Source organism: Citrobacter sp. Cb023 (assembly GCF_030336805.1).
Classification (GTDB): domain Bacteria; phylum Pseudomonadota; class Gammaproteobacteria; order Enterobacterales; family Enterobacteriaceae; genus Citrobacter; species Citrobacter braakii.
This window is the reverse complement of record NZ_JAOWCV010000038.1, coordinates 1,180,980-1,205,275: the sequence shown is the minus strand read 5'-3', so window position 1 is coordinate 1,205,275 and position 24,296 is coordinate 1,180,980. Positions and strand designations below refer to the sequence as shown.

The following is a 24,296-nucleotide window of genomic DNA, read 5'->3' as shown; positions in this document are numbered from 1 at the left end:
CGCCTCGTCAGGGGTTAACTCAACGCCCCCATAATCTTTAATTCCAGCTCATCCGGAACTTCGTTATATGACAACACCTGTAAGCCTGGTGCAAACAGGCGCGCATAGCGCGCAAGCAGAGGACGTAGCTGCGGTGCGACCAGCAGTACCGGCTCTTTACCCGCGGCTTTCATCTGTTCTTTAATCTGCGGCATATTGGTCTGGAACTGATTCAGCATATTAGGATCGACCGGTACGCTATCGAGCACCACTTTGCCGCTTTGCTGAGCCTGATTCACTACATTAGCCAGCAGATTCTCCAGCTCATTATTCAGCGTGTAGACCGCCAGCTCATCTTTGCGCACAAACGGATGGGTAATGCTGCGACGGAGCGCCAGACGCACATCTGCCGTTAACAGAATATGATCTTTAGTGACGGCGCTACTGGCGACCAGTACGGTGGCAATGGTAACGATATCGCGCAGCGGCACGCCTTCGACCAGTAGCGCCCGATAAACCTTCAAGAGCTGGCTGTAATTCAGCGCCGCGCTCAGATCTTCCGCCAGACGGGGGGCCATCGAAGAGAGGCGGTTATGCAGTTGGGTAATATCATCGTAGTTAAACAGGTCGGGAATAAAGTTGCGAATGACCTTATTCACATGCGTCGCAATGACGCTGGCACTATCAATGACCTGATACCCCATATTTAGCGCTTTGGCTTTTTGCGCCGGGACAATCCACGTCACCGGCATACCATAGGCCGGATCGTGGCCTAAAACACCATCGATCTCGCCATACGTTTCACTGGAGGGCAGCGCCATCAGTTTATCTGAAGGAATATCGGCCTCATCAGCCTTGATCCCATTGATAAAAATGGCGTACTGGGTCGGTTTTAGACGGAAGTTTTCGCGGATGCGAATTTCCGGGAGCAGCACGCCGTTAGTGTCTGAGATAACCTGCCGTACACCGCGAATACGTTGAGTGAGCGGATTCCCTTTGGATTTGTCTACCAGCGACACCAGCTTGTACCCCAGGCTCAGGCTGATTGGCTCGATCAAAGGGATAGTTTCCCAACTGACCTGTTGCTCGGTGGTTTCAACGATGGTTTTGGTCAGCGTCTCAAGATTTTTCTCTTCAGTTTCAGCCACCTTCGGGCGCTTGCTCATACGCCAGGCGGTGAACCCCATCAGGGCGCTGAACACCAGGAACGGGAAGTGCGGCATTCCCGGTACCACCGCCAGTACAAACATAATGCTGGTGGCGGTATAGAGTACGGAGGGGCTGGCCAGCAACTGGCTACGCACGTCTGTGGCGATATCACCGCTGTCGCTCACGCGAGTAACGATAATCGCCGCCGCCGTCGACAGCAGCAGAGACGGGATCTGGGCGACCAGACCGTCGCCGATGGTCATCAGTACGTATTGCTGGAAGGCGGCTTCGGCGCTTAAATCGTATTTAAAAATACCGATACAGACGCCGCCTATCAGGTTGATGGCCAGGATCATCATCCCGGCGATGGCATCACCGCGCACGAACTTCGACGCACCGTCCATTGCGCCATAGAAATCCGCTTCGCCCGCCACATCTTTACGTCGTGCCTGCGCCTGGGCCTGATTAATCAGGCCTGCGTTCAGATCGGCGTCGATCGCCATCTGCTTCCCGGGCATGGCGTCCAGCGTAAAGCGGGCCGAAACCTCGGAGATACGCTCGGCACCCTTGGTAACCACGATAAAGTTGATTGTGAACAGCGTCAGTAAAGCTGACCGCGAAAATATCGTGGCGGCGCTGCATGGTCAGTCAATCTTTAACGGTGGCGGTATGGCACCGTTAAATAAGCTGGGCAAGCAGCCGATAGCGCAGAAGAAAAACATCACGCGCAACAAACTCGATAAAACCGTCAACCCGCAGGAGACGGCGAAAATTACGGAAGAGAACGCGAAAAAGGCGCTGGATGTGAATGAAAAAGCGGTGCTGCTGAAACAAAAATCAGCCCGCGAATTGGGCGAACTGGCGACCGACATTAACGTTATCGCCCGCAATGCGCATATGGAAACTAACCTCGAGATGGAGATTGTTCCTCAGGGGCTGCGCGTACTGATTAAAGATGACCAGAATCGCAATATGTTTGAGCGCGGTAGCGCCAGGATTATGCCGTTCTTTAAATCGCTGCTGGTCGAACTGACTCCCGTGTTTGACTCGCTGGATAACAAGATAATCATCACCGGGCATACAGACGCGATGAGCTATAAGAGTAACATTTACAACAACTGGAACCTCTCCGGCGACCGCGCTTTGTCGGCGCGACGCGTGCTGGAGGATGCCGGAATGCCGCAGAATAAAGTCATGCAGGTCAGCGCGATGGCGGACCAAATGCTGCTGGATGCGAAAAACCCGGAAAGTGCCGGGAACCGTCGCATTGAGATCATGGTGCTGACGCAAAGCGCTTCCGATACGTTGTATCAATATTTTGGCCAGCAGGGAGAGAAGGTTGTGCAACCGCTGGTGGATAAGCTGGACAAGCAAAAGCAGGTGACTTCTTTACGTCAACAATCTGCTCCCGTCACTCATTAATTCTGTTCTCGTCCCCCACGCAACGTGGGGGCAATTTATTCCTCAGGAAGGCAATGTGATAGATGTAACCCATATTATTCCATTGGAGATTCATACTGATAACGTCACCGATGTAGCCTGTCAGGGGGCGCATTTCGACAAGGTCTCAGGTATCTGGTACACCGAACCCCACGAGCTAAACGGGGCGCTTCGTGACTATGTCTACGACACCGACAATTTTAATATTGTCGCGCCGTACTATCTGGTGATTACCTCGAAGATGCACTGCTGGAGCTGCCACCAAATTACCCGCATCCATGGCGTGATGTTTACCCGCTTTATTAAGAAAAATCAGGATGGTCAGGGCTGGCAGTCGGTCAGGCGTAACAGCTTTTTGTTCCACATTAATTCTCTGCCTGAAGAGATAAAAAAGAACATCAAAGCCAGCAATTACTACCTCGATAAAAGTAAAACCACCGGGCTACGTTACTGGATGAATCACTGTGAAATTTGTGGTGAACGTCTAGGCGACTACGAACTTTTCTGCGTTGAAAATGATGCCTTCCGCCTGATGACAATCGAAAAACTGCTGCGGGCAAATGTTCGCAAAGTGAATAAACTGTTTGTCAGTACGGCGGGGAATCCCGCAGAACATACGAAAAAGGATATTGTGCGTTACCTGTGCGATGCCCGCTTCGTCATGAATGGTCCGGCGTAAGGAATAATCATACTTCTCACACTATAAAAATACTGTATACTTAAACAGTGTTGTGGGAGGCGAGTAATGCGCAAAATCATACATGTTGATATGGACTGCTTTTTCGCAGCGGTGGAAATGCGCGATAACCCCGCTCTGCGTGACATTCCCATTGCCATCGGCGGCAGCCGGGAGCGCCGGGGGGTTATCAGTACAGCCAATTACCCGGCGCGCAAATTTGGCGTGCGTAGCGCGATGCCAACGGGAATGGCGTTAAAGCTATGCCCGCATCTTACCTTATTACCCGGTCGCTACGAGGCCTACAAAGAAGCCTCCCGCCAGATTCAGGCTATTTTCTCCCGCTATACCTCGCTGATTGAACCCCTGTCGCTGGATGAAGCCTATCTGGATGTAACCGACAGCACCCACTGCCACGGTTCTGCCACGCTGATCGCCCAGGAGATCCGCCAGACGATTTTTAACGAGCTGCAGCTAACCGCCTCCGCCGGGATTGCGCCGGTTAAATTTCTGGCAAAAATAGCCTCCGATCTCAACAAGCCCAACGGGCAATATGTGATTACCCCTGCCGATGTTCCTGAATTTCTCAAAACGTTACCGCTCGGCAAAATTCCCGGCGTCGGCAAAGTCTCCGCCGCGAAGCTGGAATCAATGGGATTGCGTACCTGCGAGGATGTTCAAAAATACGACCTGGCAATGCTGCTCAAACGTTTTGGTAAGTTTGGTCGCGTGCTGTGGGAGCGAAGCCAGGGCATTGACGAGCGGGACGTTAACAACGACAGACTGCGCAAATCCGTCGGCGTGGAGCGCACGCTGGCGGAAGATATTCATGAGTGGTCAGAATGCGAGGCGATTATTGAGCGGCTTTATCCCGAACTGGAACGGCGTCTGGCCAAGGTAAAGCCGGATCTCCTTATCGCTCGCCAGGGGATAAAACTCAAGTTTAATGATTTTCAGCAGACCACGCAGGAGCACGTCTGGCCGCGCTTAAATAAAGATGACTTAATTGCGACGGCGCGTAAAACCTGGGAAGAACGTCGGGGAGGGCGAGGCGTGAGGCTGGTGGGATTACACGTCACGCTGCTGGATCCCCAACTGGAAAGACAGCTGCTGTTGGGGCTGTGACTCAGATGGATTGCCGGATAAGCGCAGCGCTATCCGGCATTTAGCGCAGAATCTTACTTCGCCGGAATCGACTTCAGCAGTTCAGTCAGCAGCGTCCAGTAGTGACCAACGCTTTCGATATGAACCTGCTCATCCGGGGAGTGCGGACCGGTGATGGTTGGCCCGATGGAAACCATGTCCATTTCCGGATACGGTTTCTTGAACAGGCCACATTCCAGACCGGCGTGAATGATCTGGATGTTTGGCGTTTTGTTGAACAGACGCTGGTAGGTTTCGCGAACCAGGTGCATAACCGGAGAGTTAGCATCTGGCTGCCAGCCAGGGTATCCGCCTTTGGCCTGGGTTTTCGCGCCAGCCAGTTTACCCAGTGAATCCAGCATGCTTACCACGTAGTCTTTACCGCTGTCGATCAGGGAACGGATCAGGCAGTGAATTTCAACGTTGTCGTCAGTCATGGTTACAACGCCGACGTTCAGGGAGGTTTCTACCACGCCTTTGGCTACGTCGGAGTTGCGGATAACACCGTTCGGGGTGGCGTTCAGCAGACGTACGAAGCTGTCGCGAGACTGAGTGGTCAGCGCGGCTTTGTCGTGAGTAACGGCATCCAGCAGCAGAGCCAGGTTCTTCTCTTTGGCTTCCAGTTCGTTTTTCAGGATTTCCTGGTAGGTGTTGACCAGCGCTTTTAACGCATCAATTTTATCTGCCGCCACGGCGAGGGTGGCAAAGGCTTCACGCGGAATCGCGTTGCGCAGCGTACCGCCGTTGAAATCAACCAGACGCAGATCCAGCTCTTCAGCGTGACCCGCCAGGAAGCGTACCAGCAGCTTGTTAGCGTTACCGAGACCAACGTGGATTTCGCCACCGGAGTGACCGCCTTTCAGGCCTTTCAACGTCAGCTTAAAGCTTTGGAAGCCAGCCGGGATTGCTTCACGGGACAGCGGCAGGTTAGAGGTAAAGTCGATACCGCCTGCGCAACCCATATAGATCTCACCTTCTTCTTCAGAGTCGGTGTTGATCAGGATATCTGCCTGCAGCCAGTTAGCCTGCAGACCAAACGCGCCATCCATACCTGCTTCTTCGGTCATGGTCAGCAGCACTTCGAGCGGACCGTGTACCACGTTGTCATCAGCCAGAACGGCCAGTGCGGACGCCATACCGATGCCGTTATCCGCACCCAGCGTGGTGCCACGGGCTTTTACCCATTCGCCGTCAATATAAGGCTGGATAGGATCTTTAGTGAAGTCGTGCACGGTGTCGTTATTTTTCTGCGGGACCATATCCAGGTGCGCTTGCAGAACGACCGGCTTGCGGTTTTCCATTCCTGCGGTAGCGGGTTTGCGAATCAGGATATTACCGACCTGATCGCGCTCGACGTGGAAACCTTTCTCTTGGGCCCAGCTCAGAATGTGTTCAGCGAGCTGCTCTTCATGGTAGGACGGATGAGGAATAGAACAGATTTTGGCAAAAATATCCCACAGCGGTTGCGGGGATAACTGAGACAGTTCAGACACGTTGAGTCTCCTTGGCGATGTCCTACAAAACTTGCTTGCAGGCCACAGGGTTAGCAGAATTAAAAACATCACAAGTCAGGCTTGCGCGATGCGATTGAGAATACCACTTTCTCCGCTGACGGCTAGCATAAAGCATGCAAAAAGAGGCGCGGATTCCGCGAAACACTGGTTTTTAGTGCGTCAGATCTCTATAATCTCGCGCAACCTATTTCCCCCTCGAACACTTTTTAAGCCGTAGATAAACAGGCTGGGACACTTCACATGAGCGAAAAATACGTCGTCACCTGGGACATGTTGCAGATCCATGCACGTAAACTGGCAAGCCGCCTGATGCCTTCTGAACAATGGAAAGGCATTATTGCCGTTAGCCGTGGTGGTCTGGTGCCGGGCGCATTGCTGGCGCGTGAATTGGGTATTCGTCATGTCGATACCGTATGCATCTCCAGCTACGATCACGACAACCAGCGCGAACTGAAAGTGCTGAAGCGTGCCGAAGGCGACGGTGAAGGTTTCATCGTAATTGATGACCTGGTTGACACCGGTGGTACCGCCGTAGCGATCCGCGAAATGTACCCTAAAGCGCATTTCGTCACTATTTTCGCTAAGCCGGCAGGTCGCCCGCTGGTGAATGATTATGTTGTTGATATCCCTCAGGATACCTGGATTGAGCAGCCGTGGGATATGGGCGTAGTGTTCGTTCCGCCGATCTCGGGTCGCTAATCTAAAAAGTTTTCAACGCCCGCACTGTCGGGCGTTGTTCTTTTTGTGCTGTGTCAGGTTACACTATGCCTTAGTGAGTACTCATGGAGGCTGCAATCATGTCACAGGCTAACCTCAGCGAAGTCCTGTTTAAACCCCGCTTCAAACACCCTGAAACGTCAACGCTGGTTCGTCGTTTTAATCACGGCGCGCAGCCGTCCGTACAATCGACCCTGGATGGCAAAACCATCCCGCACTGGTACCGCATGGTGAACCGCCTGATGTGGATCTGGCGTGGCGTCGATCCGCGCGAAATCCTCGAAGTGCAGGCACGTATCGTCATGAGCGAAGCCGAACGCACCGATAAAGAGCTTTACGACACGGTTATCGGCTATCGCGGCGGAAACTGGATTTACGAGTGGGCGAAGCAGGCGATGGACTGGCAACAGAAAGCCTCTATGGAAGAGGATCCTCAGGTGAGCGGACGTCACTGGCTGCATGCTTCCACGCTCTACAACATCGCCGCTTATCCGCACTTAAAAGGCGATGAGCTGGCAGAGCAGGCGCAGGCTCTGGCCAATCGCGCCTATGAAGAGGCCGCACAGCGTCTGCCGGGCACGCTGCGTGAGATGGAATTTGCCGTTACCGGCGGCGCGCCGATTACCGGCTTCCTGCATATGCCAAAAGGCGACGGTCCGTTCCCTACGGTGCTGATGTGCGGAGGCCTCGATTCCATGCAAACGGATTATTACACTCTGTATGAGCGCTACTTTGCCCCGCGCGGTATTGCCATGCTGACGCTGGATATGCCGTCGGTCGGGTTCTCGTCAAAATGGAAACTGACCCAGGACTCCAGCCTGCTGCACCAGCACGTATTAAAAGCGCTGCCGAATGTTCCGTGGGTGGATCACACTCGTGTGGCGGCCTTCGGCTTCCGCTTTGGCGCCAACGTGGCGGTACGCCTGGCGTATCTGGAATCATCACGTCTGAAGGCGGTGGCCTGTTTGGGTCCGGTGGTTCATGCGCTGCTTAGCGACCCGCAGCGTCAGGCAAGCGTCCCGGAAATGTACCTTGACGTTCTGGCCAGTCGTTTGGGAATGCACGACGCATCCGATGAAGCGTTGCGCGTTGAGCTTAATCGCTATTCATTAAAAGTGCAGGGCCTGCTGGGCCGACGCTGCCCGACGCCAATGCTGTCGGGGTTCTGGAAAAACGATCCGTTTAGCCCGGAAGAGGAGTCGCGTTTAATCACATCTTCATCTTCTGACGGTAAGCTGCTGGAGATTCCATTCAACCCGGTGTATCGCAATTTTGACAAAGGGCTGCAGGAAATAACCGGTTGGATCAATCAGAGATTGTGTTAAAAGTTTGCTAAATTTTATCGATTTGGTAAAACAGGTGCTTCACCTAAGGAGATCGTAATGACGTTACCGAGTGGGCATCCGAAAAGTAGATTGATCAAGAAATTCACCGCGCTTGGCCCGTACATCCGGGAAGGGCAGTGCGAAGATAATCGGTTTTTTTTCGATTGTCTGGCTGTTTGCGTCAATGTGAAACCCGCCCCAGAGAAACGCGAGTTTTGGGGCTGGTGGATGGAACTGGAGGCGCAGGAAAAACGCTTCACGTACAGCTACCAGTTTGGCTTGTTCGATAAAGACGGGAACTGGACTGCGGTGCCGGTGAAAGAGACTGAAGTGGTAGAGCGACTGGAATACACCTTACGTGAATTTCATGAAAAATTACGTGGGTTGTTAACGTCGCTGAATCTGGCTCTGGAGCCTGCTGACGATTTTAACGATGAACCGGTTAAATTAACGGCATAATGAACAGTAAAATGCCGGATGGCGGCGCAACCCCATCCGGCATTTTTTTATGCTACATCAGAACTGATAAACCATACCGACAGCAACGATATCATCATTGTTGATGCCCAGTTTATTGTCGCTATCGAGCTGGTTGATTTTATAATCGACAAACGCGGACATATTTTTGTTGAAATAGTATGTTGCGCCAACGTCGATATAATTCACCAGATCCTCATTGCCTACGCCTTCAATATCTTTCCCTTTTGACAGCACATAACCCAGTGACGGACGCAGACCAAAGTCAAACTGGTACTGAACTACCGCTTCGAAGTTCTGTGTTTTATTGGCGAAGCCGCCGGAAATTGGCGTCATATTGCGCGTTTCAGAATAAAACGTCGCAATATAAATATCGTTAGCATCATATTTTAAACCGGTTGCCCAGGCTTCTGCTTTATCGCCAGTCCCGCGCGTTTGCAGATTCTGCTGGTTGGTACGATCGGAGTTGGTATACGCACCGCTCACCGCGAAATCGCTGCCGCCAAAGTCATAGGTAACGGAAGTACCAAAACCGTCGCCGTTTTGTTTTTTCACATCACGGTCCTGATTTTTCCCCTGGTATTGCAGGGTGAGATCCAGACCATCCACGACGCCGAAGAAGTCGGTGTTACGGTAGGTCGCCAGGCCGCTGGCGCGTTTGGTCATAAAGTTATCGGTCTGCGCGGAGGAGTCGCCGCCGAATTCCGGGAACATATCGGTCCACGCTTCCACGTCGTACAGCGCGCCGAGGTTACGACCGTAATCAAACGAGCCAAGGTTTTTTAATTTCAGACCGGCAAAGGCCAGACGGGTTTTTTGCTGGTTAGAGTCGCTTTCGGCTTTATTGCCGGCGAACTCTGCTTCCCAGCGGCCATATCCCGTCAGTTCATCGTTAATTTGCGTTTCGCCTTTAAAACCTAAACGGATATAGCTCTGGTCGCCGTCTTTGCTGTCATAATCCGTCATGTAATGCATGGCTTTTACTTTGCCGTACAGGTCCAGTTTATTACCGTTCTTGTTATACACTTCCGCTGCCTGTACGGATGCCGACGCAGTAATACCCATCACCACTAATGCCAGAGTGCTCTTTTTCATTTTCATTCCTGATTAAAAGTACGCGCTAATATTCACTGGGTGTGATCCCCGTTAAAAGACAGGAGGGTTTTTAACGTCTGGTAATGAACGTTTTATGACAAAGTAAGAATATTTTTAAAAAAGGATGTTTTTTTGTTTCTGTAATAAATGCGTCAAAATCTGCCGCTACGCTTGCTGATCCTGCGCAATAAAATTTCATGCTTTGTGAGCTGGTTGTTGGCAACCGGGGCCAGTCCTGCTAAAACGTTCGTTTGATATCATTTTCCCCAATTTTGAATGGCAGAGAATCATGAGTGACAGCCAGACGCTGGTGGTAAAACTTGGCACCAGTGTGTTAACGGGCGGATCGCGCCGCCTGAACCGCGCCCATATCGTAGAACTGGTTCGCCAGTGTGCGCAGCTCCATGCCGCAGGGCATCGTATTGTTATCGTTACCTCGGGCGCGATTGCCGCCGGACGTGAGCATCTGGGTTACCCTGAGCTCCCGGCAACGATAGCCTCGAAACAGCTGTTGGCGGCGGTAGGGCAGAGCCGATTGATTCAACTGTGGGAACAGTTGTTCTCGATTTACGGTATTCACATCGGACAGATGCTGCTAACGCGTGCGGATATGGAAGACAGAGAGCGCTTCCTTAACGCCCGCGATACGCTACGCGCGCTGCTGGATAACAACATCGTTCCTGTCATTAATGAGAACGACGCCGTAGCGACCGCCGAAATTAAAGTCGGTGATAACGACAACCTTTCAGCGCTGGCGGCGATTCTGGCCGGGGCCGATAAGCTGCTGCTGCTGACCGATCAGCAAGGGCTGTTTACCGCCGATCCGCGCACCAACCCGCAGGCTGAGCTGATCAAAGACGTTCACGGTATTGATGATGCGCTGCGCGCCATTGCCGGTGATAGCGTCTCGGGTCTGGGAACCGGCGGTATGGGGACTAAACTGCAGGCCGCTGATGTTGCATGCCGCGCCGGGATTGACACCATTATTGCTGCAGGCAGCAAGCCGGGCGTAATTGGCGACGTGATGGAAGGGGTTTCCGTTGGGACGCGTTTCCATGCACAGGCCTCTCCGCTGGAGAACCGTAAACGCTGGATCTTCGGCGCACCGCCTGCCGGGGAAATTACCGTTGATGAGGGTGCGACCGCAGCGATTCTGGAGCGTGGCAGTTCATTACTGCCAAAAGGCATTAAAAGCGTGACAGGCAACTTCTCTCGTGGTGAAGTGATCCGCATCTGCAATCTCGAAGGGCGCGATATTGCCCACGGCGTTACCCGCTATAACAGCGATGCGCTGCGCCGTATTGCCGGACATCACTCACAACAGATCGACACCATCCTGGGCTACGAATACGGTCCGGTTGCTGTCCATCGCGACGACATGATTACCCGTTAAGGAACAGGCATATGCTGGAACAAATGGGCATTGCTGCCAAAGCTGCGTCATACAAGCTGGCGCTGCTCTCCAGTCGCGAAAAAAACCGCGTACTGGAAACGATAGCTGATGAGCTGGAAGCGCAAACGGAAAGCATCCTCAGCGCGAACGTACAAGATGTTGAGCAAGCGCGAGCCAACGGCCTGAGCGAAGCAATGCTCGACCGCCTGGCGCTGACTCCGGCGCGTCTGAAAGCGATTGCCGACGATGTGCGTCAGGTATGTAATCTCGCCGACCCGGTCGGGCAGGTGATTGATGGCGGTCTGCTGGATAGCGGCCTGCGTCTCGAACGTCGTCGCGTTCCGCTGGGCGTGATTGGCGTGATTTATGAAGCGCGTCCAAATGTCACCGTTGACGTGGCTTCCCTGTGCCTGAAAACCGGTAATGCGGCGATCCTGCGCGGTGGGAAAGAGACGTACCGGACGAATGCGGCAACCGTGGCGGTTATCCAAAAGGCGCTGGAAGCCTGTGGTTTACCCGCCGCAGCCGTGCAGTCGATAGATAACCCGGACCGCGCGCTGGTCGCTGAAATGCTGCGCATGGATAAGTACATTGATATGCTGATCCCTCGCGGTGGCGCGGGTCTGCATAAGCTGTGCCGTGAGCAGTCGACTATCCCGGTCATCACCGGCGGCATTGGGGTCTGTCATATTTATGTTGATGATAGCGCGGAGATCGACCCGGCGCTGAAGATTATCGTCAACGCCAAAACTCAGCGACCGAGCACCTGTAACACCGTAGAAACCCTGCTGGTGCATCAGGATATCGCTGCGCGTTTTCTGCCTGCGCTGAGCCAGCAGATGGCACAAAGCGGCGTCACGCTGCATGCCGACGACACCGCGCTGGCCACATTGCAGGCAGGGCCCGCTAACGTGGTTGCGGTGAAAGCCGAAGAATATGACGACGAGTTTCTGTCGTTGGATCTGAACGTGAAAATCGTTACCGATCTGGACGATGCTATCACCCACATTCGCGAGCATGGGACCCAGCATTCCGATGCTATCCTGACGCGCACCCTGCGTAACGCCGATCGTTTCGTGAATGAAGTGGACTCTTCTGCCGTGTACGTTAACGCCTCTACTCGTTTTACCGATGGCGGCCAATTCGGACTGGGGGCGGAAGTGGCTGTGAGTACGCAAAAACTGCACGCGCGTGGCCCAATGGGTCTGGAAGCACTGACCACCTATAAGTGGGTTGGCTTCGGTGACGACACGATTCGTGCGTAATTGAAAACGGGCGATGCCATAATAGGTCTATGCTTTTCAGGTCTGTTAAGGCATTGCCCGGTTAATTCTACTCTTTACCCCGCTACCGCATTTGTTTTCTATCCTGTGTTTTATCATCATCCGCATCAGTCTGGTTTTTAGCCATGTGCTCCCCGGCGTCGAAAAGGCGACGTATCACAGAATTTTCCCTACCAGCATGAATTTTCTGGGTCTGCGGCTCACGTATTGTTCCTATGGTCCAATCTATTAGAATCAGTCTCATTTTTATGAGGAGTAGTTGCGTGAAATCGGATATTCACAAACATAGCATTCCTGTTGTGCCACTCGGCAACCCGTTTCCCCCCCGCCATTGTTCACTGTGTCCAAAGGGAGCGGCGATTGATCGTGATAATCAATACCGATTAATAGACAAAAGAAGGAAGTTTAAAGCGGGGGAGATACTCGCCCGGCAGGATGGAGCCGCGGACATGCTTTTTGTTATTCACGAGGGGTACTGCACGTCCAGCGTGGAATGTGGTGATAACGATTTTATCAGTCGCTTTTATGTTCCGGGAGATATCATGGCGCTGGATGCCGTTGAGGGGGGTAAGTATCTGACAACGATCAAGGCTGCAACGGCTGCGGAGGTATGTCATATCGATATTGCGCGGTTGTTCAAGGCAGCAGAAAAGGAGCCGTCGGTTGCAGCGGCAGTCATCAAGTTTCTCTGCAGGGACAATGGATTCATTGTTGAAAAACTACGGCGTTATGCCAATAAACATGCTGAGGCCAGAATCGCTGCTTTCCTCGTGGAGTTTTACGAAATGCATTTACGTATTGGCAGGCCAGAAACGACGCTTCGCTTGCCATTCTCGCGGGAGGAAATTGCCAGTTATCTCGATCTTAAAATTGAAACCGTTAGCCGCTCATTAAAATCCCTCGAACAACAAAAGTTGATTAGCTTACATCGGGTTCGTACGGTAACAATTAATAGTTACTTGGGGTTAAAAGGTTTCAGCTAACGCTATCTTTGCCGTGTGTTATTTATCTCTTGATATTCCAGGAATATTCGTTTTATATGGAAAATTCCTGGTTTTATTTATGTGAAATAATTATCAATTCGAATAATAATCCTACAGGTCAGCGCTATTTTTATAAGAATATTCCCCCATAACTAAATATTTCATGAGAATTTTCTTGTGAAGTTAAAAAATTAGCATAATTGCAACAAATAATAAGCATTATAGAGAGAATATGGAGATGTTAATTATCTTTATGTTTTGTAAGGGTTTTGCTCTGGTGTTATTTGTATGATCTTTTTGATATTTATCAAAAACATAAAAAAGATGAATTGTTTGATTTTGCTTATCTGGGTGGGTAATGATTCTGAAAATGGATGTGTTTTAAGTGATTGTGTCTTAGGAAACTTCTTAGGCAATGTTTTTTACGGGAAAATTCTTAGTTTTTTGTAATTTTTGCGTTTCAGGGTTTGTTGAGATGTTACTTAATTCAAATGATAATTTTTTGGCGCGGCAATTCTGGCTCGCAATTAATGGAACCGCTGGAGTGACTTAATAATAAGACTCGGTGGTGAGTTTGTTCTTAGGAGAAGATAAAATGAAAAAAATATTATTAGTAACATCTCTGGCTTCTGTATTTGTTGCAGCAAATGCAATGGCAGATGTTACTGCTTCTGCAACAGCCTCGTGGGACGCGACGGCAACGAAAGATACCACCAGCATGTTGGTTGTCACCCCGCTGAACTCTTTAACTTTCCAGTATGCTGAAGGGCTGAATGCCTTCAACTCTCAGGACGGTGCTTTTGATGTGACGATTCAGGGTCAGGAGACGGCAACTGATTTTGAGCTGACTGCTCAGATTATTAGTAACACTCTGATCAACGCCAGTGGTGATGCTTCTACCCTGAACGTAGGGGTGGCATGGAATGGCACTGCGCTGACTAATTCATCAGATACTGTCCTTGTTAACTCCAGCTCCACTTCTGGTCTTGAAAGCTTGATGGCTGATGGCGCTTATAACGGTGCCGATCGTGTCAGCGATCAATCCAACTTCAAATTCACCATCGCGTCAGCGACTTCTGATGGTAGTCAGACAGTAGCAGATTACTCTGCACTGCCAGACGGCTATTGGACTGGCGATGTAAAAGTACAGTTCAATGCAACCTGGACGACTCCGTCTGCCTAAGTAATAAAAAATTCGGGAGAATTTGTTCTCCCGAATTTATCAGGAATGGTGTCATGAAAAAATATTTACCGGCAGCGATGTTGGTAGGGTTAGTAGCATCTTTTCCCGGATGGGCAATTAATGTTGGTGAAATCACATCGATCATGACTTCTGCTGAGAGTTCATTATCGAAAGAAATTATCAATACGACAGATGCGGCGCGTTATGTCAGTGTTTCGGTAAAACAATTGTCATCACCTTTGGCGGGGGGAATCGAAATAAAGCCCGTTAATTCCGGAGAATTACTCTCTACACCTGCCAATCTTATTCTTCCTGGCCAGGCGAAGGATGTATTTCGTTTCTTTTATAAAGGACCTGCAGATGATGTCGAGCGTTATTATCGTCTGCAATGGATAGATGAGCCGGTCACCGAGAGCGCGGAAACCCGGGCGAATAAAATGGCTGTTGCAACAGCGTCGGCTGAAATTGGCACTATCCTGGTAGTCGCGCCGCGCAAGGAGCGTTTTGAATATAGCCGAAATGGCGATGTTATTACTAATACCGGCAATGTATCGTTTCGTGTGATCGCCTATGGGGCTTGTAAAGATAAGGCTCGCGATCGGGGACGAGGCTGTCGCGAACGTTATTACATTATGCCGGGTACAAAAATAAAATTACAGTTTACCGACATTAGTAATAGCCGTTCACGCATCGGTATCTGGCACGGTAAGCAGTTTATTACAGTGAAGTGATGGTCAATAGCAGGGATAAATAAAATTACCGGAATGTAAGGATACAGATGACAACAACAAATATTGTCGGCGGTAGCATTTGTCTTTTTCTTGCGCTGACACCAGGATTTTCACATGCAGCCCCAGTAAAAGTGGGTAATTACGTTATCCCCAGCGCTTTCGCTCGTTCACTGGAGCAGGGAATGACGGTGCCGGTATATATTCGTTACAACGAGACTGATGAGAAAAGTCAGCAAAAAGTTGCCGATGCGGTGATTTCCCTTGTTGATGGCAATATTACGGTTAAAGCCCTGGCTCTTGCTGAATTGCCCAATAATGCCGTGTTATCTGGAAAAACCCGCGCGTTGGTGGAAAAAATTCGTGATGTGAAGTTTCACGATAACACCAACATCGAGCTATCGAATGATGCACGTCTGCAACTCAACGTCTCTTCATTTCACCTGGAGATGATTGTCAGCAAAGATGCGTTAACTGAAGCGATTGTCGCACGCAGCAGCCTGCTTGGACCTTCCAGCGTGGAGACTCTCTCTAACGTCCTGAACTATAACTTTGGCACCTACTACAACGATTATCATAACGGCAGCAGTACCCGCAGCTATCTGACGATGGACAATACAACATCGCTGCGTGAACACCATGTCAACATTAACGGTTCGTTTTACGGCATAGGCGACAGCAACAGCACCAGTAAACTCTATCGCGCGATGTATGAGCGTGATTATGACGGATATCGACTGGCGCTCGGGATGCTCGACACCTGGAATGTCCAGTCTATTGCCAGCCTGAATGCGCTGAATGGTGGGAAAATTTACGGCGTAAGCTACGGAAACAAAGGAAGTACGGTTGTTGAGAATACCTCGCTTTCGCTCACGCCAATTACCGTATTTTTGCCAGCCGCTGGCGAGGTTCATGTATTTCGTGACGGGCGTTTGCTCAGCGTACAGAACTTTAATATGGGCAGTTATGAAATTGATACCAGTCGTTTTCCGTATGGTGTTTATGATGTCACGGTAGATATCGTGGTCAATGGCCGGACAATTAATAGTCGTATCAGTCGGGTTAATAAAATCTTTGCCCGCCAGCAGGCAGCTGGAATTGATCAGCTCTCATGGCAACTGTTTGGTGGCTCACTGGATTATGACCGTGTGAGCTATAAGCGAAACCACTATCAGGATTTAGGCAATGAGCAGACCTGGATTGCCGGCGGTGCCGCATCGGTGACGTTGGCGATATTGTCGGGGCTGGGCCTGAAATCTACGCTCTACGGTTTTGGCAACAATACGGTTAATGAAACGGATGTCACACTCAATGTGAATGAATACGTAAGCATTGGCAATCAGACGCTGGTAGCGAACGATTCGTCATGGCGAAACATCAGTAATATCAATCTCAATATCCCCGAGGGATATGGTTCCCTTTGGGCATCTCGTGAAGACAGTAAAATTGGCGACCGTCTGCCCATGCAGGAGCGTGACAATTATTCCATTGGTGGCACTCTTAACCTCGGGAAGTTTATTCCTCATGGCGGCTCGCTTACCGTGAGTCAGACGGAGAATCGCTACTCGGGAAATAAATACCGTAACCTGGACTACAGCACAAACCTTTATTCAGGCAAGTATGCCACGGTTGGGTTGCGCGCAGGTATTCAGCGTTATTACTACAACAACCGGAATGACGATGGGCGACAGGAACGTTATGTCAGCCTGGATTTATCGTTGCCGTTGGCGTCCTGGATGAGCATGGGCGTCTCCCGGGATCGCTATGGCAGCACTCAGGGTAATCTCAGCGCGCGCAAGCAGTATGCTGAAGGCCCCATTAAATCTGTCGGATTGTCGGCTTCGACACGCCTGAGTGGCGAGCAGTATTACGACAATAATTATTCGGTAAACGGCAATCTGAGTTATGACACGAAATATAACGCCGGCACCGTATCGGTAACGCGTTCTGCGGACAACTCAACCAATATGAACTTCTCTTCTCAAGGTTCCCTGGCGTGGGCAGGAAAAGATTTCGGTCTGAGTAAAGAGAGGCAAAGGTCAGGCATTATTGTGAAAACCGATTTAACCGGCGAAGGGAAACTGGCTGCGAAGATTAATAACCGAAATTATCTTCTCAGCGGTAAATCAAATTTCATTGCACTGCCGCCTTATGCTCAGTACAAGCTGGAGATCCTCAATGATAAAAACTCTGAAGACAGCTTTGATATTGTTTCAGGGCGCAAACAGGAACTGACGCTATATCCGGGTAACGTGGGTGTTATCAACCCTGAAGTGAAAAGTATGGTCACCGTATTCGGGCGTATTCGTTATCCCGATGGGCAGTTGGCTGCAAACACCGATATTCATAATCACATCGGTAAAACGCGTACGGATGAAAAAGGGGAGTTTGCTATCGATATCGATAAGAAATATCCGGTCATCACGTTAATTTCAGCCAATGGCAGCCTATGCGAAGCCGATCTCGATTTGGAAAAAGCACGTGGCGCAGCGTGGGTTGGTGATGTGAAATGTTCCACGCAAACCACGATGGCGCAGAGGTAATAAAATGAAAGTATTAATTAAAGTAGCTACTGTAATCTGTGCCGTGGGGAGTTTCACGCCTGCGCCTGCTTTGGCTTTAAATGCAGTATCTTCCGGCTCAGTCAGTAATAACTATTTGTTTATTGAAAATGCCATTGATAGTGAATACTTTATCACCCCCTCCGCACTCGACCCTCGTTTCAGCGGTTCAAACACGTGGATAAAATACGGTACCTCTCAGGTAAGTCTCGGGTATTTAGGTTTTGTCATCTGGACTGCGCCAGGAAATTATTATCAGGACATGTGGATTGATAATTCCCCGATTAACGGGCCTTTTCGGGGGATCCGTTGTTATAGCGGCAGCCAGTGTCCATCAACTGGATTTATTGCCGGGCAAGGCACTGATAAAAACGGCTTTTATCATGCGCAGGTAGGCTCTGTCGCAGGTGTTATTGGTGGCGCCTACGGATTCGCTTCCCTGACGGATACTGCCTATGAGTACTTTCGCAATGTGCCTACCGGTAGCAGCGAAACCTATGTGTTCAACCGTTGTTATACTTCCGTGGATTATGATTATTCTTCCGGGCAACGTTGCAAAGATCAATCGAAAGGATTATGGAATTACGTCAATTATACGTTAACCAAACGCGGTCATCTGTCACTTGTATCGACTAATGCATTTCAGGAGCTTTGGGTTGCCAGTGACGGTACGCCGAGCATCACCAAAGACACTGGTTATTGCGAGCTTGGCGTGGTTAACGGCGAAGACGGCGTGATTTGCAAAATGGTAAATTATAACCTGCAACAAACCGCCAATCTGACCGCCTCTCTGACGTTTCGCGCTTATGTCGATACGGCGATGCTTGGTTTTACGCCTGGACCGGCCACCGTGAAATACTCCGGGAATGGTTCAAACTGGTATAACTATGGTACTTCAACTGCTTATTACAACGTTTTCACGACCTCTGGAGAGTACATATATATTTTTCTGTCAAAAGTATTCCTGAAAAAACTCGTCGATTCAGGAATCAGCATTACTAACACTCAACCGTTTACCTTCGGTTTTTATAATGGCTTAACACCTGAGTCAGGGCACTACCAGTTTACGCCTTCGCTACAGATCAATATTGTGCCGAAGGAGTATGGGATCAGTATCGTCTCTTCAGACAACACCGCTTCTGCGAGCGGCAGTGGCACGATTGGCGACGCCGCTCCTATAGAAATAGATTACACCGTGACAGTCTCCGGTCCTCGTCAGGCTGATAGCATTACCGCGCAAGTTATTGGAGAAAGTACGACGATAAACAGTGTGCCTTACTGTCTGTTTACCTCCCCTCAAGGCGGGCTGTCAGTCCCAATCCCCGCCTTTCTGCAGTACAACAGTCAGTCGGGGGGCGTGGTGAAGAAACGAAATAGCTGTAGTGAAGCAGCAATCAATATGAGCGATGCGCAGTGGCAACAGACGCCCTGGGACGCAAATAACAATGATGATGGAAGCTACTATACTACGGATTTAAAATTGCTTTTCCCAATGAATGATTCACGGTCGATGTTAACTGTTTCCGGAACAGATTGGGAAGGTGTCGTCAGTGCCAGTGGAGAGATAAAAGTCACGGCGAATTGGGTGGGAGTGACGCCATGAACCGCTGCCGTTTGGTGTTTAGATGGGTATTTATCTTACTTTCCGGGTTGACTATATTCTCCGCACAGGCTGTCTACCTGGAGTCGACCATTTATGAGATGCCATCGGATAAATCATTTATCAGCAAACGGATCTATAACGATAGCCAGAAACAGAATTTGTACAGTATTGGCGCAGTAAAAATTGATAAGCCTGGACCGGGAGGTGAAAACAGAAGTGCCATTGCTGAAGGCGAACTTCTGTTTACGCCGCTGAATTTTTCACTGGCTCCGCAGGCGAGTGAGTTTTTTAAGATTTTCTACCGTGGACCGCAGGATGATAAAGAACGCTATTACCGAATTCTGTTTCGTGAAATGCCGATAACGCTGTTTACCGAGCGTAATCAAGGGAAAGGAGGGCAGGCTCTCCCGGTGATCGCTATGGACACCATATTGGTTGTTCGCCCGAGAAAAATGAATCTGGCCTACACCATTGATGAGGCAAACGGAACACTGAAAAACACCGGGAATACTTTTTTTAAAATCATCGTACACCTGGGGTGCAACTCAACCGATGATGAAGCCACCATGCGTTATGTGTTGCCGGGTGAAACCTGGCGTAGTAGCGAATTGAAATCAAAAAACCGGAAATTTATCGTTGCATTGCAGAAATACATACCAGTAGGTCAGGGGTGCTTCAAACTCAATCAATAGTAAGCATTAAGTCTGATCCGATATGTCATGGTTAGATATCGAACCTATACTGTAACTATCTTTATACAATGCAGTGATCAGCTCGGCACAGATGAAATTTTAGTCATTTGCACTCAACGTCACGGTAATTAAGAGTCAGGTAGTATGAACAGTATAATTAATGAACAGGTTGAGTATGATTCCACCAGAAAAAGCCTGAAACATCGCGATACGACAATAATTCTTTCGGCGTCTACCGCGAGACTACTTGAGCTATTCATTGCCCATAAAAATCAACAAGTCCACCGCGAGTTTATCATTGAAGAAGTCTGGAAAAAGCATGGCATGGCCCCATCGGGTCATAGTCTTAATAAAAGCATCAGTATTTTGCGAAAAGCATTTAGTGAGCTGGGGGCGGGTAATCCCATTGAAACGCTGCCTCGGCAGGGATTTTTGTTCCATGCTTCGATCAGCGATGAATCGTCATCTTCCTCTGAAGATGAAACTGTGCGTTCGGTAACTGAGACGGTGAACTCATCCGTAAGACCAAAACGTAAAAACATTATTCTGTTCATTTTATTATTTGCATTTCTTGGAAGCGCTATTTTTATATTTTTAGCACTTAATTCAAGTTCCAAAAATTTTATCTATATCAGGGCAATAGATGATTGTGAACTTTATACTGCCGATGACAATAATGCTGATAAAACGAAAGCATTTTTATCTTCTGATATGTGGCGAAAAGTAAATGCGGCTTGTCATGATGGCAAGAAAACAATTGTTTTTTATGACGATAATAATTTATCAGCCGGCAATGATCTTAGAGTGAATTTGCTTGGGATTTGTACGTTAGAGAAAGGAGGGGTTGTCCGTGAATGTGAAAATTTTGTTTATTAGTGGGGCAATCTTTCTTGCAGCGATAACAGCATATTTTTTATATCGCCATCAAGAACCTGAGACGCTGACCTGCTCGGCAAAAACTTACCTGCATCTGGAGGCGCAAACTCAGGGGGTAAAAATTGAAGGTGAAGTTCTGCTGGTTTTTCGTATTTCTTCTGCTACCGAAGGGCGGGTATCTCAGATAGGAAGCCTCAATATTCAGGGTAAAAATTATGCTGTAGATCGTAATGTTATCCTGAATTTTATTGGTAAAGATCGTGATGGTTACCTGCAGACCCGTCGTGTAGCTATTGTTAAAAATAAAAATGATAATGTTCCTGATGACGTTACCGAACAACTCATGTCACGACAGGAAATTTTTTATTATAAGATCATCCATATCGCCAAAAATGTCTATGCGATCAGAGATCTGCGACGTACGTTAATGGTTTGTCGGGCAGCATGAGTAACAATAATATGTTATCCTTATGGTTTTAGTAGTTTTATATTTTGTCATTTTTGGTATTCGTGGTTTTTTGTTTTGTCTTGCAGTGAAAATGAGCAATAGGATTTGTATTGATGAAGAATTAGGATTTTTCCTTTTTCAATAATTAAAATGGCCTTAACATTTAATGGTAATATTCATATGGATAATCGTGATTATAAAATCTGAAACTGCGTGAGATGACTTATGGATAAAGTTAATTCGCGGACTGCATTGTAATTTCTGGAGGCTAAAGGTGTTGTATATTCTCTCGTGTATAAAACGAGGGACCTGCCATGCCATAAATTTAAGTTGGTGGTAACTATGAATACGAAAAAGGTTTTTCTGCTCAGTTATGATATTTTTCTTTTCTCAGGGATAAAAGCGTGGTTGCCAAATCTGGTGTTGGTCGATGCGCGGGCATTTATTTCTGGTTCACAGTCAATTATTCCACGGTATCCATCCTGTTTACTGGTGATCGATAACCGGTTACCATTATTCCAGGTCAGGAAGTGGTTTCAGAGAAATAGCACGCAGTTTATCAATATAAACTGTATTGTTCTTCGGATGAATGAAAATCGTTCTATTAATCGGGGGTATGAGGAGTATGCATTCATTAATGGACGGGAACTATCGGATCAGCTGATTTCTCAGTTGAGAGCCAATCTAATGGCTCCCAATGAGGTTGTGGAAGTCACTAAAGGTTCAGCGATATTTACTTTTCATTTGACTGAGTTTGAAGAGAAAATGCTGTATGCATCTTTCACAAAGGAAAAATTGCACGATTTTTGTCTTGCTAACTCGATAACAATTAAGTCAGTGTATCGATATCGGGAACGAATTACCGCTCGTCTGGGATTTTCTCATTTTAATGAAACTATCATTTTTTTAACCAGGAATAATCTATTGCATGAAGGTTCCTCGACGAACAGTTATTCTGGTAAGAATGTAATATACGGCGAAGCATATGATGTCTCAGATTCTAGTCGACTGAGTATGGCAATAAGGAATGAAGAGATCATTCCTTATTTTCAACCCATCGTAAATATCAACGAAGATGTCTGTGGTGTTGAGGTTTTGGCTCGTTGGCCACAGGGGGATAATTATGCTATTTCTCAGCGTGAGTTTATACCGCTGGCTGAAAAAAGTGGCTTAATGAATGAGTTAACGAGCTATTTAATGAACACCGTCGCGCGTAATCTGGTCGACGGAAGCGAGGATTTCAATAAAACTTTATTCGTCTCTTTTAATGTGAGTCCATCAGGTTTAAGTAACCCCGTCTTTTATTGGGAGTGTCTTAATTTTATGGAAATAACGCAAAGGCTACCAATAAAATTGATGATTGAAATAACTGAAAACCAGACTCTCACTATTACTCCTGCAATCAAAGAGCTGATACGATCGTTGCGAAACAGAGGGGTTCTGTTTGCTTTAGATGATTTTGGGACGGGATACGCTAACCTTTGCTATCTCAATGAGTTAGACCTGGATGTTATAAAAATTGATAAAACGTTTATCAAAGCTATTAAAGAAGTTGAGCAACATATCCCTATGCTCGAGTCAATCATTCACCTTTCCGAACTCCTGGGGTTACGCATGGTGGCGGAAGGCGTTGAATATGGCTATCAGCAGCAATGGTTGGGGAAAAATAATGTTGATTACCTGCAGGGTTATCAATTTTTACCGCCAGTGACGTTTGATGATTTTATGCGTTACTACAAGCAGTCTTTAGATTTTTTTGAATCAGCGTCGGATTCTACTTTCTCAACGTAAAGCCTTTCGGGAACATCAGGGGCGGATGCCTCTGATGCAGGTATTTTTGTCGAGGTGAGTACGATAACTCCCGCCTGTCTGGTGAAGGCGATAGCCTGTTGTGAGTGAGGCATCGTTTGTTTATGTATCTAATACGGGGTATTTATAGCGGTATCAGCGTTAATTAAACCGATTCCAAGGTGAGTTCCTGGCCATGCGTCATTTCCTGACAAAATTAAGAGTCTGGTTTCCGCCGCCTCTTATCTTAGTACTTTTTCTCGTTGCGGATGTGCTGACGGCGAGTCCGCGCTTCACATTCGGCGGGGTGAATATCGTGATATGCGCATTGCTGGCCGGCGTCAGTCTGTTGGTGATATTGCATACCGCGTGGCAGATGCGGATGAAACGTACGACCCTGAATCCGCTGCATGCACATAAATCGACCACGCTTGTTACCGACGGATGTTACGCCTGGAGCCGCAACCCGATCTACCTTGGTATGAGTGGACTCCAGTTGGCCTTTGCTCTTTGCATCGGTAGCCTGACTGGAGTACTGGCTGTACCTGTATTTATGCTGGCGGTTGCCAGATTGCATATCGACTTTGAAGAGGAACAACTGCGAAAACATTTCGGGCTGGAATGGGAGCGCTATGAACAACACGTTCGCCGCTGGTTATAGTAATACCCGACCGCGTATAAGCATGCCTGTAACGACACGATTCGTGCGTAATTGAAACCGGATGATGCAAAAATAGGCGTTTGATTCGCAAGGCCATTGACGCATCGCCCGGTTAGTTTTAACCTTCTACCCCGTGCTCACATTCGTGGACATGTCCTTTTCAGGGCCGATATAGCTCAGTTGGTAGAGCAGCGCATTCGTAATGCGAAGGTCGGAGGTTCGACTCCTCTTATCGGCACCATTCAATCAAGCAGTTACAACTCCACATCTTCAATGTAATCCCCTTCTTTTTGTCTCGCGCACTGGTTTAGCACTCTATAGCTTCTCATTTCCTTTCCGCTCTTCGAACACGTCCATTGCAGCACCACTCTGCGGTTTATAGAAAAGCTTGGTGCTAACCAGGGATTGGGTACAGCCATGCTGCTTTTGTGTGAACGAATAAAGACTCCCCGAATAAACAGGGGAGTCAGGAAGCGTAACGCACGCGCAGGGCTATTTCTGCCGTGACTCAAGCCAGACCAGCACCAGCGTGGAGAGCGTGCACATCAGCAGAATGCCGACAAACCAAAACAGATACCACAT

At 48.7% G+C, this 24,296-nt stretch carries 21 protein-coding genes, 1 tRNA gene and 1 pseudogene; 19 read left to right on the top strand and 4 right to left on the bottom strand.

Annotation, left to right across the window (positions count from 1 at the left end):
* Positions 1 to 14: 14 nt before the first annotated feature.
* Positions 15 to 1,733 (bottom strand): annotated as a pseudogene (locus OGW44_RS19495) (flagellar biosynthesis protein FlhA); the annotation flags it as partial.
* Here OGW44_RS19495 and lafU point away from each other — a divergent pair.
* From lafU to dinB, 3 genes are all read left to right on the top strand, one after another.
* The gene (gene lafU, locus OGW44_RS19490) at positions 1,645 to 2,550 is read left to right on the top strand and encodes a putative lateral flagellar export/assembly protein LafU (protein WP_200045164.1); all 906 of its coding nucleotides are present in this window, start codon (positions 1,645 to 1,647) and stop codon (positions 2,548 to 2,550) included. The pseudogene OGW44_RS19495 and the gene lafU overlap by 89 nt on opposite strands.
* A 55-nt stretch (positions 2,551 to 2,605) precedes the next feature.
* Entirely contained in the window at positions 2,606 to 3,247 is a 642-nt protein-coding gene (locus OGW44_RS19485; protein ID WP_016151861.1) for a hypothetical protein, read from the top strand.
* A gap of 66 nt (positions 3,248 to 3,313) precedes the next feature.
* Positions 3,314 to 4,369: a DNA polymerase IV gene (dinB, locus tag OGW44_RS19480; RefSeq protein WP_016155765.1), complete on the top strand. Its 1,056-nt coding sequence runs from the start codon at positions 3,314 to 3,316 to the stop codon at positions 4,367 to 4,369.
* A 53-nt stretch (positions 4,370 to 4,422) separates the two neighbouring features.
* Here the strand turns inward: dinB and pepD are convergent, their stop codons facing one another.
* Positions 4,423 to 5,880, bottom strand: a complete 1,458-nt coding sequence (gene pepD / locus OGW44_RS19475; protein ID WP_016155766.1) for a cytosol nonspecific dipeptidase — start codon at positions 5,878 to 5,880, stop codon at positions 4,423 to 4,425.
* 261 nt (positions 5,881 to 6,141) lie between these two features.
* Here pepD and gpt point away from each other — a divergent pair, with 261 nt between their 5' ends.
* The 3 genes from gpt to crl all read left to right on the top strand — a co-directional run bounded on the left by gpt (position 6,142) and on the right by crl (position 8,402).
* Positions 6,142 to 6,600 carry a xanthine phosphoribosyltransferase gene (gene gpt, locus OGW44_RS19470; RefSeq protein WP_003031380.1) on the top strand — a complete coding sequence of 153 codons (459 nt, stop codon included), beginning with the start codon at positions 6,142 to 6,144 and terminating at the stop codon, positions 6,598 to 6,600.
* 98 nt (positions 6,601 to 6,698) lie between these two features.
* The gene (gene frsA, locus OGW44_RS19465; protein WP_016155767.1) at positions 6,699 to 7,943 is read left to right on the top strand and encodes an esterase FrsA; all 1,245 of its coding nucleotides are present in this window, start codon (positions 6,699 to 6,701) and stop codon (positions 7,941 to 7,943) included.
* A gap of 57 nt (positions 7,944 to 8,000) precedes the next feature.
* Positions 8,001 to 8,402 carry a sigma factor-binding protein Crl gene (gene crl, locus OGW44_RS19460; protein WP_016151866.1) on the top strand — a complete coding sequence of 134 codons (402 nt, stop codon included), beginning with the start codon at positions 8,001 to 8,003 and terminating at the stop codon, positions 8,400 to 8,402.
* Between the two features lie 57 nt (positions 8,403 to 8,459).
* On the opposite strand, the gene phoE is transcribed toward crl, so the two are convergent.
* A complete protein-coding gene (gene phoE, locus OGW44_RS19455; protein ID WP_016151867.1) occupies positions 8,460 to 9,515 on the bottom strand; it encodes a phosphoporin PhoE in 1,056 nt (351 codons plus the stop codon).
* A gap of 289 nt (positions 9,516 to 9,804) precedes the next feature.
* Here phoE and proB point away from each other — a divergent pair, with 289 nt between their 5' ends.
* The 13 genes from proB (at position 9,805) to OGW44_RS19390 (ending at position 23,955) form a co-directional block, all read left to right on the top strand.
* Positions 9,805 to 10,908: a glutamate 5-kinase gene (gene proB, locus OGW44_RS19450; protein WP_003031373.1), complete on the top strand. Its 1,104-nt coding sequence runs from the start codon at positions 9,805 to 9,807 to the stop codon at positions 10,906 to 10,908.
* Positions 10,909 to 10,919: 11 nt separating this feature from the next.
* Complete coding sequence (proA, locus tag OGW44_RS19445) at positions 10,920 to 12,173, top strand: glutamate-5-semialdehyde dehydrogenase (protein ID WP_016151868.1); 1,254 nt, start codon at positions 10,920 to 10,922, stop codon at positions 12,171 to 12,173.
* Positions 12,174 to 12,454: 281 nt separating this feature from the next.
* The gene (locus OGW44_RS19440; protein WP_103765892.1) at positions 12,455 to 13,174 is read left to right on the top strand and encodes a Crp/Fnr family transcriptional regulator; all 720 of its coding nucleotides are present in this window, start codon (positions 12,455 to 12,457) and stop codon (positions 13,172 to 13,174) included.
* 595 nt (positions 13,175 to 13,769) lie between these two features.
* A complete protein-coding gene (gene ecpA / locus OGW44_RS19435) occupies positions 13,770 to 14,357 on the top strand; it encodes a common pilus major fimbrillin subunit EcpA (protein WP_046276283.1) in 588 nt (195 codons plus the stop codon).
* A 53-nt stretch (positions 14,358 to 14,410) separates the two neighbouring features.
* A complete protein-coding gene (locus tag OGW44_RS19430) occupies positions 14,411 to 15,088 on the top strand; it encodes an EcpB family pilus assembly chaperone (protein WP_046276284.1) in 678 nt (225 codons plus the stop codon).
* Between the two features lie 47 nt (positions 15,089 to 15,135).
* The gene (locus OGW44_RS19425) at positions 15,136 to 17,628 is read left to right on the top strand and encodes a CS1-pili formation C-terminal domain-containing protein (RefSeq protein ID WP_094169205.1); all 2,493 of its coding nucleotides are present in this window, start codon (positions 15,136 to 15,138) and stop codon (positions 17,626 to 17,628) included.
* A 4-nt stretch (positions 17,629 to 17,632) separates the two neighbouring features.
* The gene (locus tag OGW44_RS19420; RefSeq protein ID WP_046276285.1) at positions 17,633 to 19,249 is read left to right on the top strand and encodes a fimbrial adhesin EcpD family protein; all 1,617 of its coding nucleotides are present in this window, start codon (positions 17,633 to 17,635) and stop codon (positions 19,247 to 19,249) included.
* Positions 19,246 to 19,941, top strand: a complete 696-nt coding sequence (locus OGW44_RS19415) for a fimbrial biogenesis chaperone (protein WP_047417050.1) — start codon at positions 19,246 to 19,248, stop codon at positions 19,939 to 19,941. The genes OGW44_RS19420 and OGW44_RS19415 overlap by 4 nt, the downstream gene beginning before the upstream one ends.
* Positions 19,942 to 20,085: 144 nt before the next feature.
* A complete protein-coding gene (locus OGW44_RS19410) occupies positions 20,086 to 20,817 on the top strand; it encodes a winged helix-turn-helix domain-containing protein (RefSeq protein WP_019076099.1) in 732 nt (243 codons plus the stop codon).
* A complete protein-coding gene (locus OGW44_RS19405) occupies positions 20,792 to 21,265 on the top strand; it encodes a FidL-like protein (protein WP_046276288.1) in 474 nt (157 codons plus the stop codon). The genes OGW44_RS19410 and OGW44_RS19405 overlap by 26 nt, the downstream gene beginning before the upstream one ends.
* A 342-nt stretch (positions 21,266 to 21,607) precedes the next feature.
* A complete protein-coding gene (locus OGW44_RS19400) occupies positions 21,608 to 23,056 on the top strand; it encodes an EAL domain-containing protein (protein ID WP_185654205.1) in 1,449 nt (482 codons plus the stop codon).
* 193 nt (positions 23,057 to 23,249) lie between these two features.
* The gene (locus tag OGW44_RS19395) at positions 23,250 to 23,714 is read left to right on the top strand and encodes a methyltransferase family protein (RefSeq protein ID WP_047417042.1); all 465 of its coding nucleotides are present in this window, start codon (positions 23,250 to 23,252) and stop codon (positions 23,712 to 23,714) included.
* Positions 23,715 to 23,879: 165 nt separating this feature from the next.
* Positions 23,880 to 23,955, top strand: a tRNA-Thr gene (locus OGW44_RS19390).
* A 251-nt stretch (positions 23,956 to 24,206) separates the two neighbouring features.
* On the opposite strand, the gene cbdX is transcribed toward OGW44_RS19390, so the two are convergent.
* Positions 24,207 to 24,296: a cytochrome bd-II oxidase subunit CbdX gene (cbdX, locus tag OGW44_RS19385; RefSeq protein WP_094169194.1), complete on the bottom strand. Its 90-nt coding sequence runs from the start codon at positions 24,294 to 24,296 to the stop codon at positions 24,207 to 24,209.

Coding starts and splice junctions, on each gene's coding strand:
- phoE (WP_016151867.1), bottom strand. CDS start 9,515: ATGAAAAAGAGCACTCTGGCATTAGTGGTGATGGGTATTACTGCGTCG.
- OGW44_RS19400 (WP_185654205.1), top strand. CDS start 21,608: ATGAATACGAAAAAGGTTTTTCTGCTCAGTTATGATATTTTTCTTTTC.
- OGW44_RS19420 (WP_046276285.1), top strand. CDS start 17,633: ATGAAAGTATTAATTAAAGTAGCTACTGTAATCTGTGCCGTGGGGAGT.
- proA (WP_016151868.1), top strand. CDS start 10,920: ATGCTGGAACAAATGGGCATTGCTGCCAAAGCTGCGTCATACAAGCTG.
- OGW44_RS19430 (WP_046276284.1), top strand. CDS start 14,411: ATGAAAAAATATTTACCGGCAGCGATGTTGGTAGGGTTAGTAGCATCT.
- gpt (WP_003031380.1), top strand. CDS start 6,142: ATGAGCGAAAAATACGTCGTCACCTGGGACATGTTGCAGATCCATGCA.
- cbdX (WP_094169194.1), bottom strand. CDS start 24,296: ATGTGGTATCTGTTTTGGTTTGTCGGCATTCTGCTGATGTGCACGCTC.
- frsA (WP_016155767.1), top strand. CDS start 6,699: ATGTCACAGGCTAACCTCAGCGAAGTCCTGTTTAAACCCCGCTTCAAA.
- dinB (WP_016155765.1), top strand. CDS start 3,314: ATGCGCAAAATCATACATGTTGATATGGACTGCTTTTTCGCAGCGGTG.
- OGW44_RS19425 (WP_094169205.1), top strand. CDS start 15,136: ATGACAACAACAAATATTGTCGGCGGTAGCATTTGTCTTTTTCTTGCG.
- ecpA (WP_046276283.1), top strand. CDS start 13,770: ATGAAAAAAATATTATTAGTAACATCTCTGGCTTCTGTATTTGTTGCA.
- OGW44_RS19415 (WP_047417050.1), top strand. CDS start 19,246: ATGAACCGCTGCCGTTTGGTGTTTAGATGGGTATTTATCTTACTTTCC.
- proB (WP_003031373.1), top strand. CDS start 9,805: ATGAGTGACAGCCAGACGCTGGTGGTAAAACTTGGCACCAGTGTGTTA.
- OGW44_RS19395 (WP_047417042.1), top strand. CDS start 23,250: ATGCGTCATTTCCTGACAAAATTAAGAGTCTGGTTTCCGCCGCCTCTT.
- lafU (WP_200045164.1), top strand. CDS start 1,645: ATGGCGTCCAGCGTAAAGCGGGCCGAAACCTCGGAGATACGCTCGGCA.
- OGW44_RS19410 (WP_019076099.1), top strand. CDS start 20,086: ATGAACAGTATAATTAATGAACAGGTTGAGTATGATTCCACCAGAAAA.
- crl (WP_016151866.1), top strand. CDS start 8,001: ATGACGTTACCGAGTGGGCATCCGAAAAGTAGATTGATCAAGAAATTC.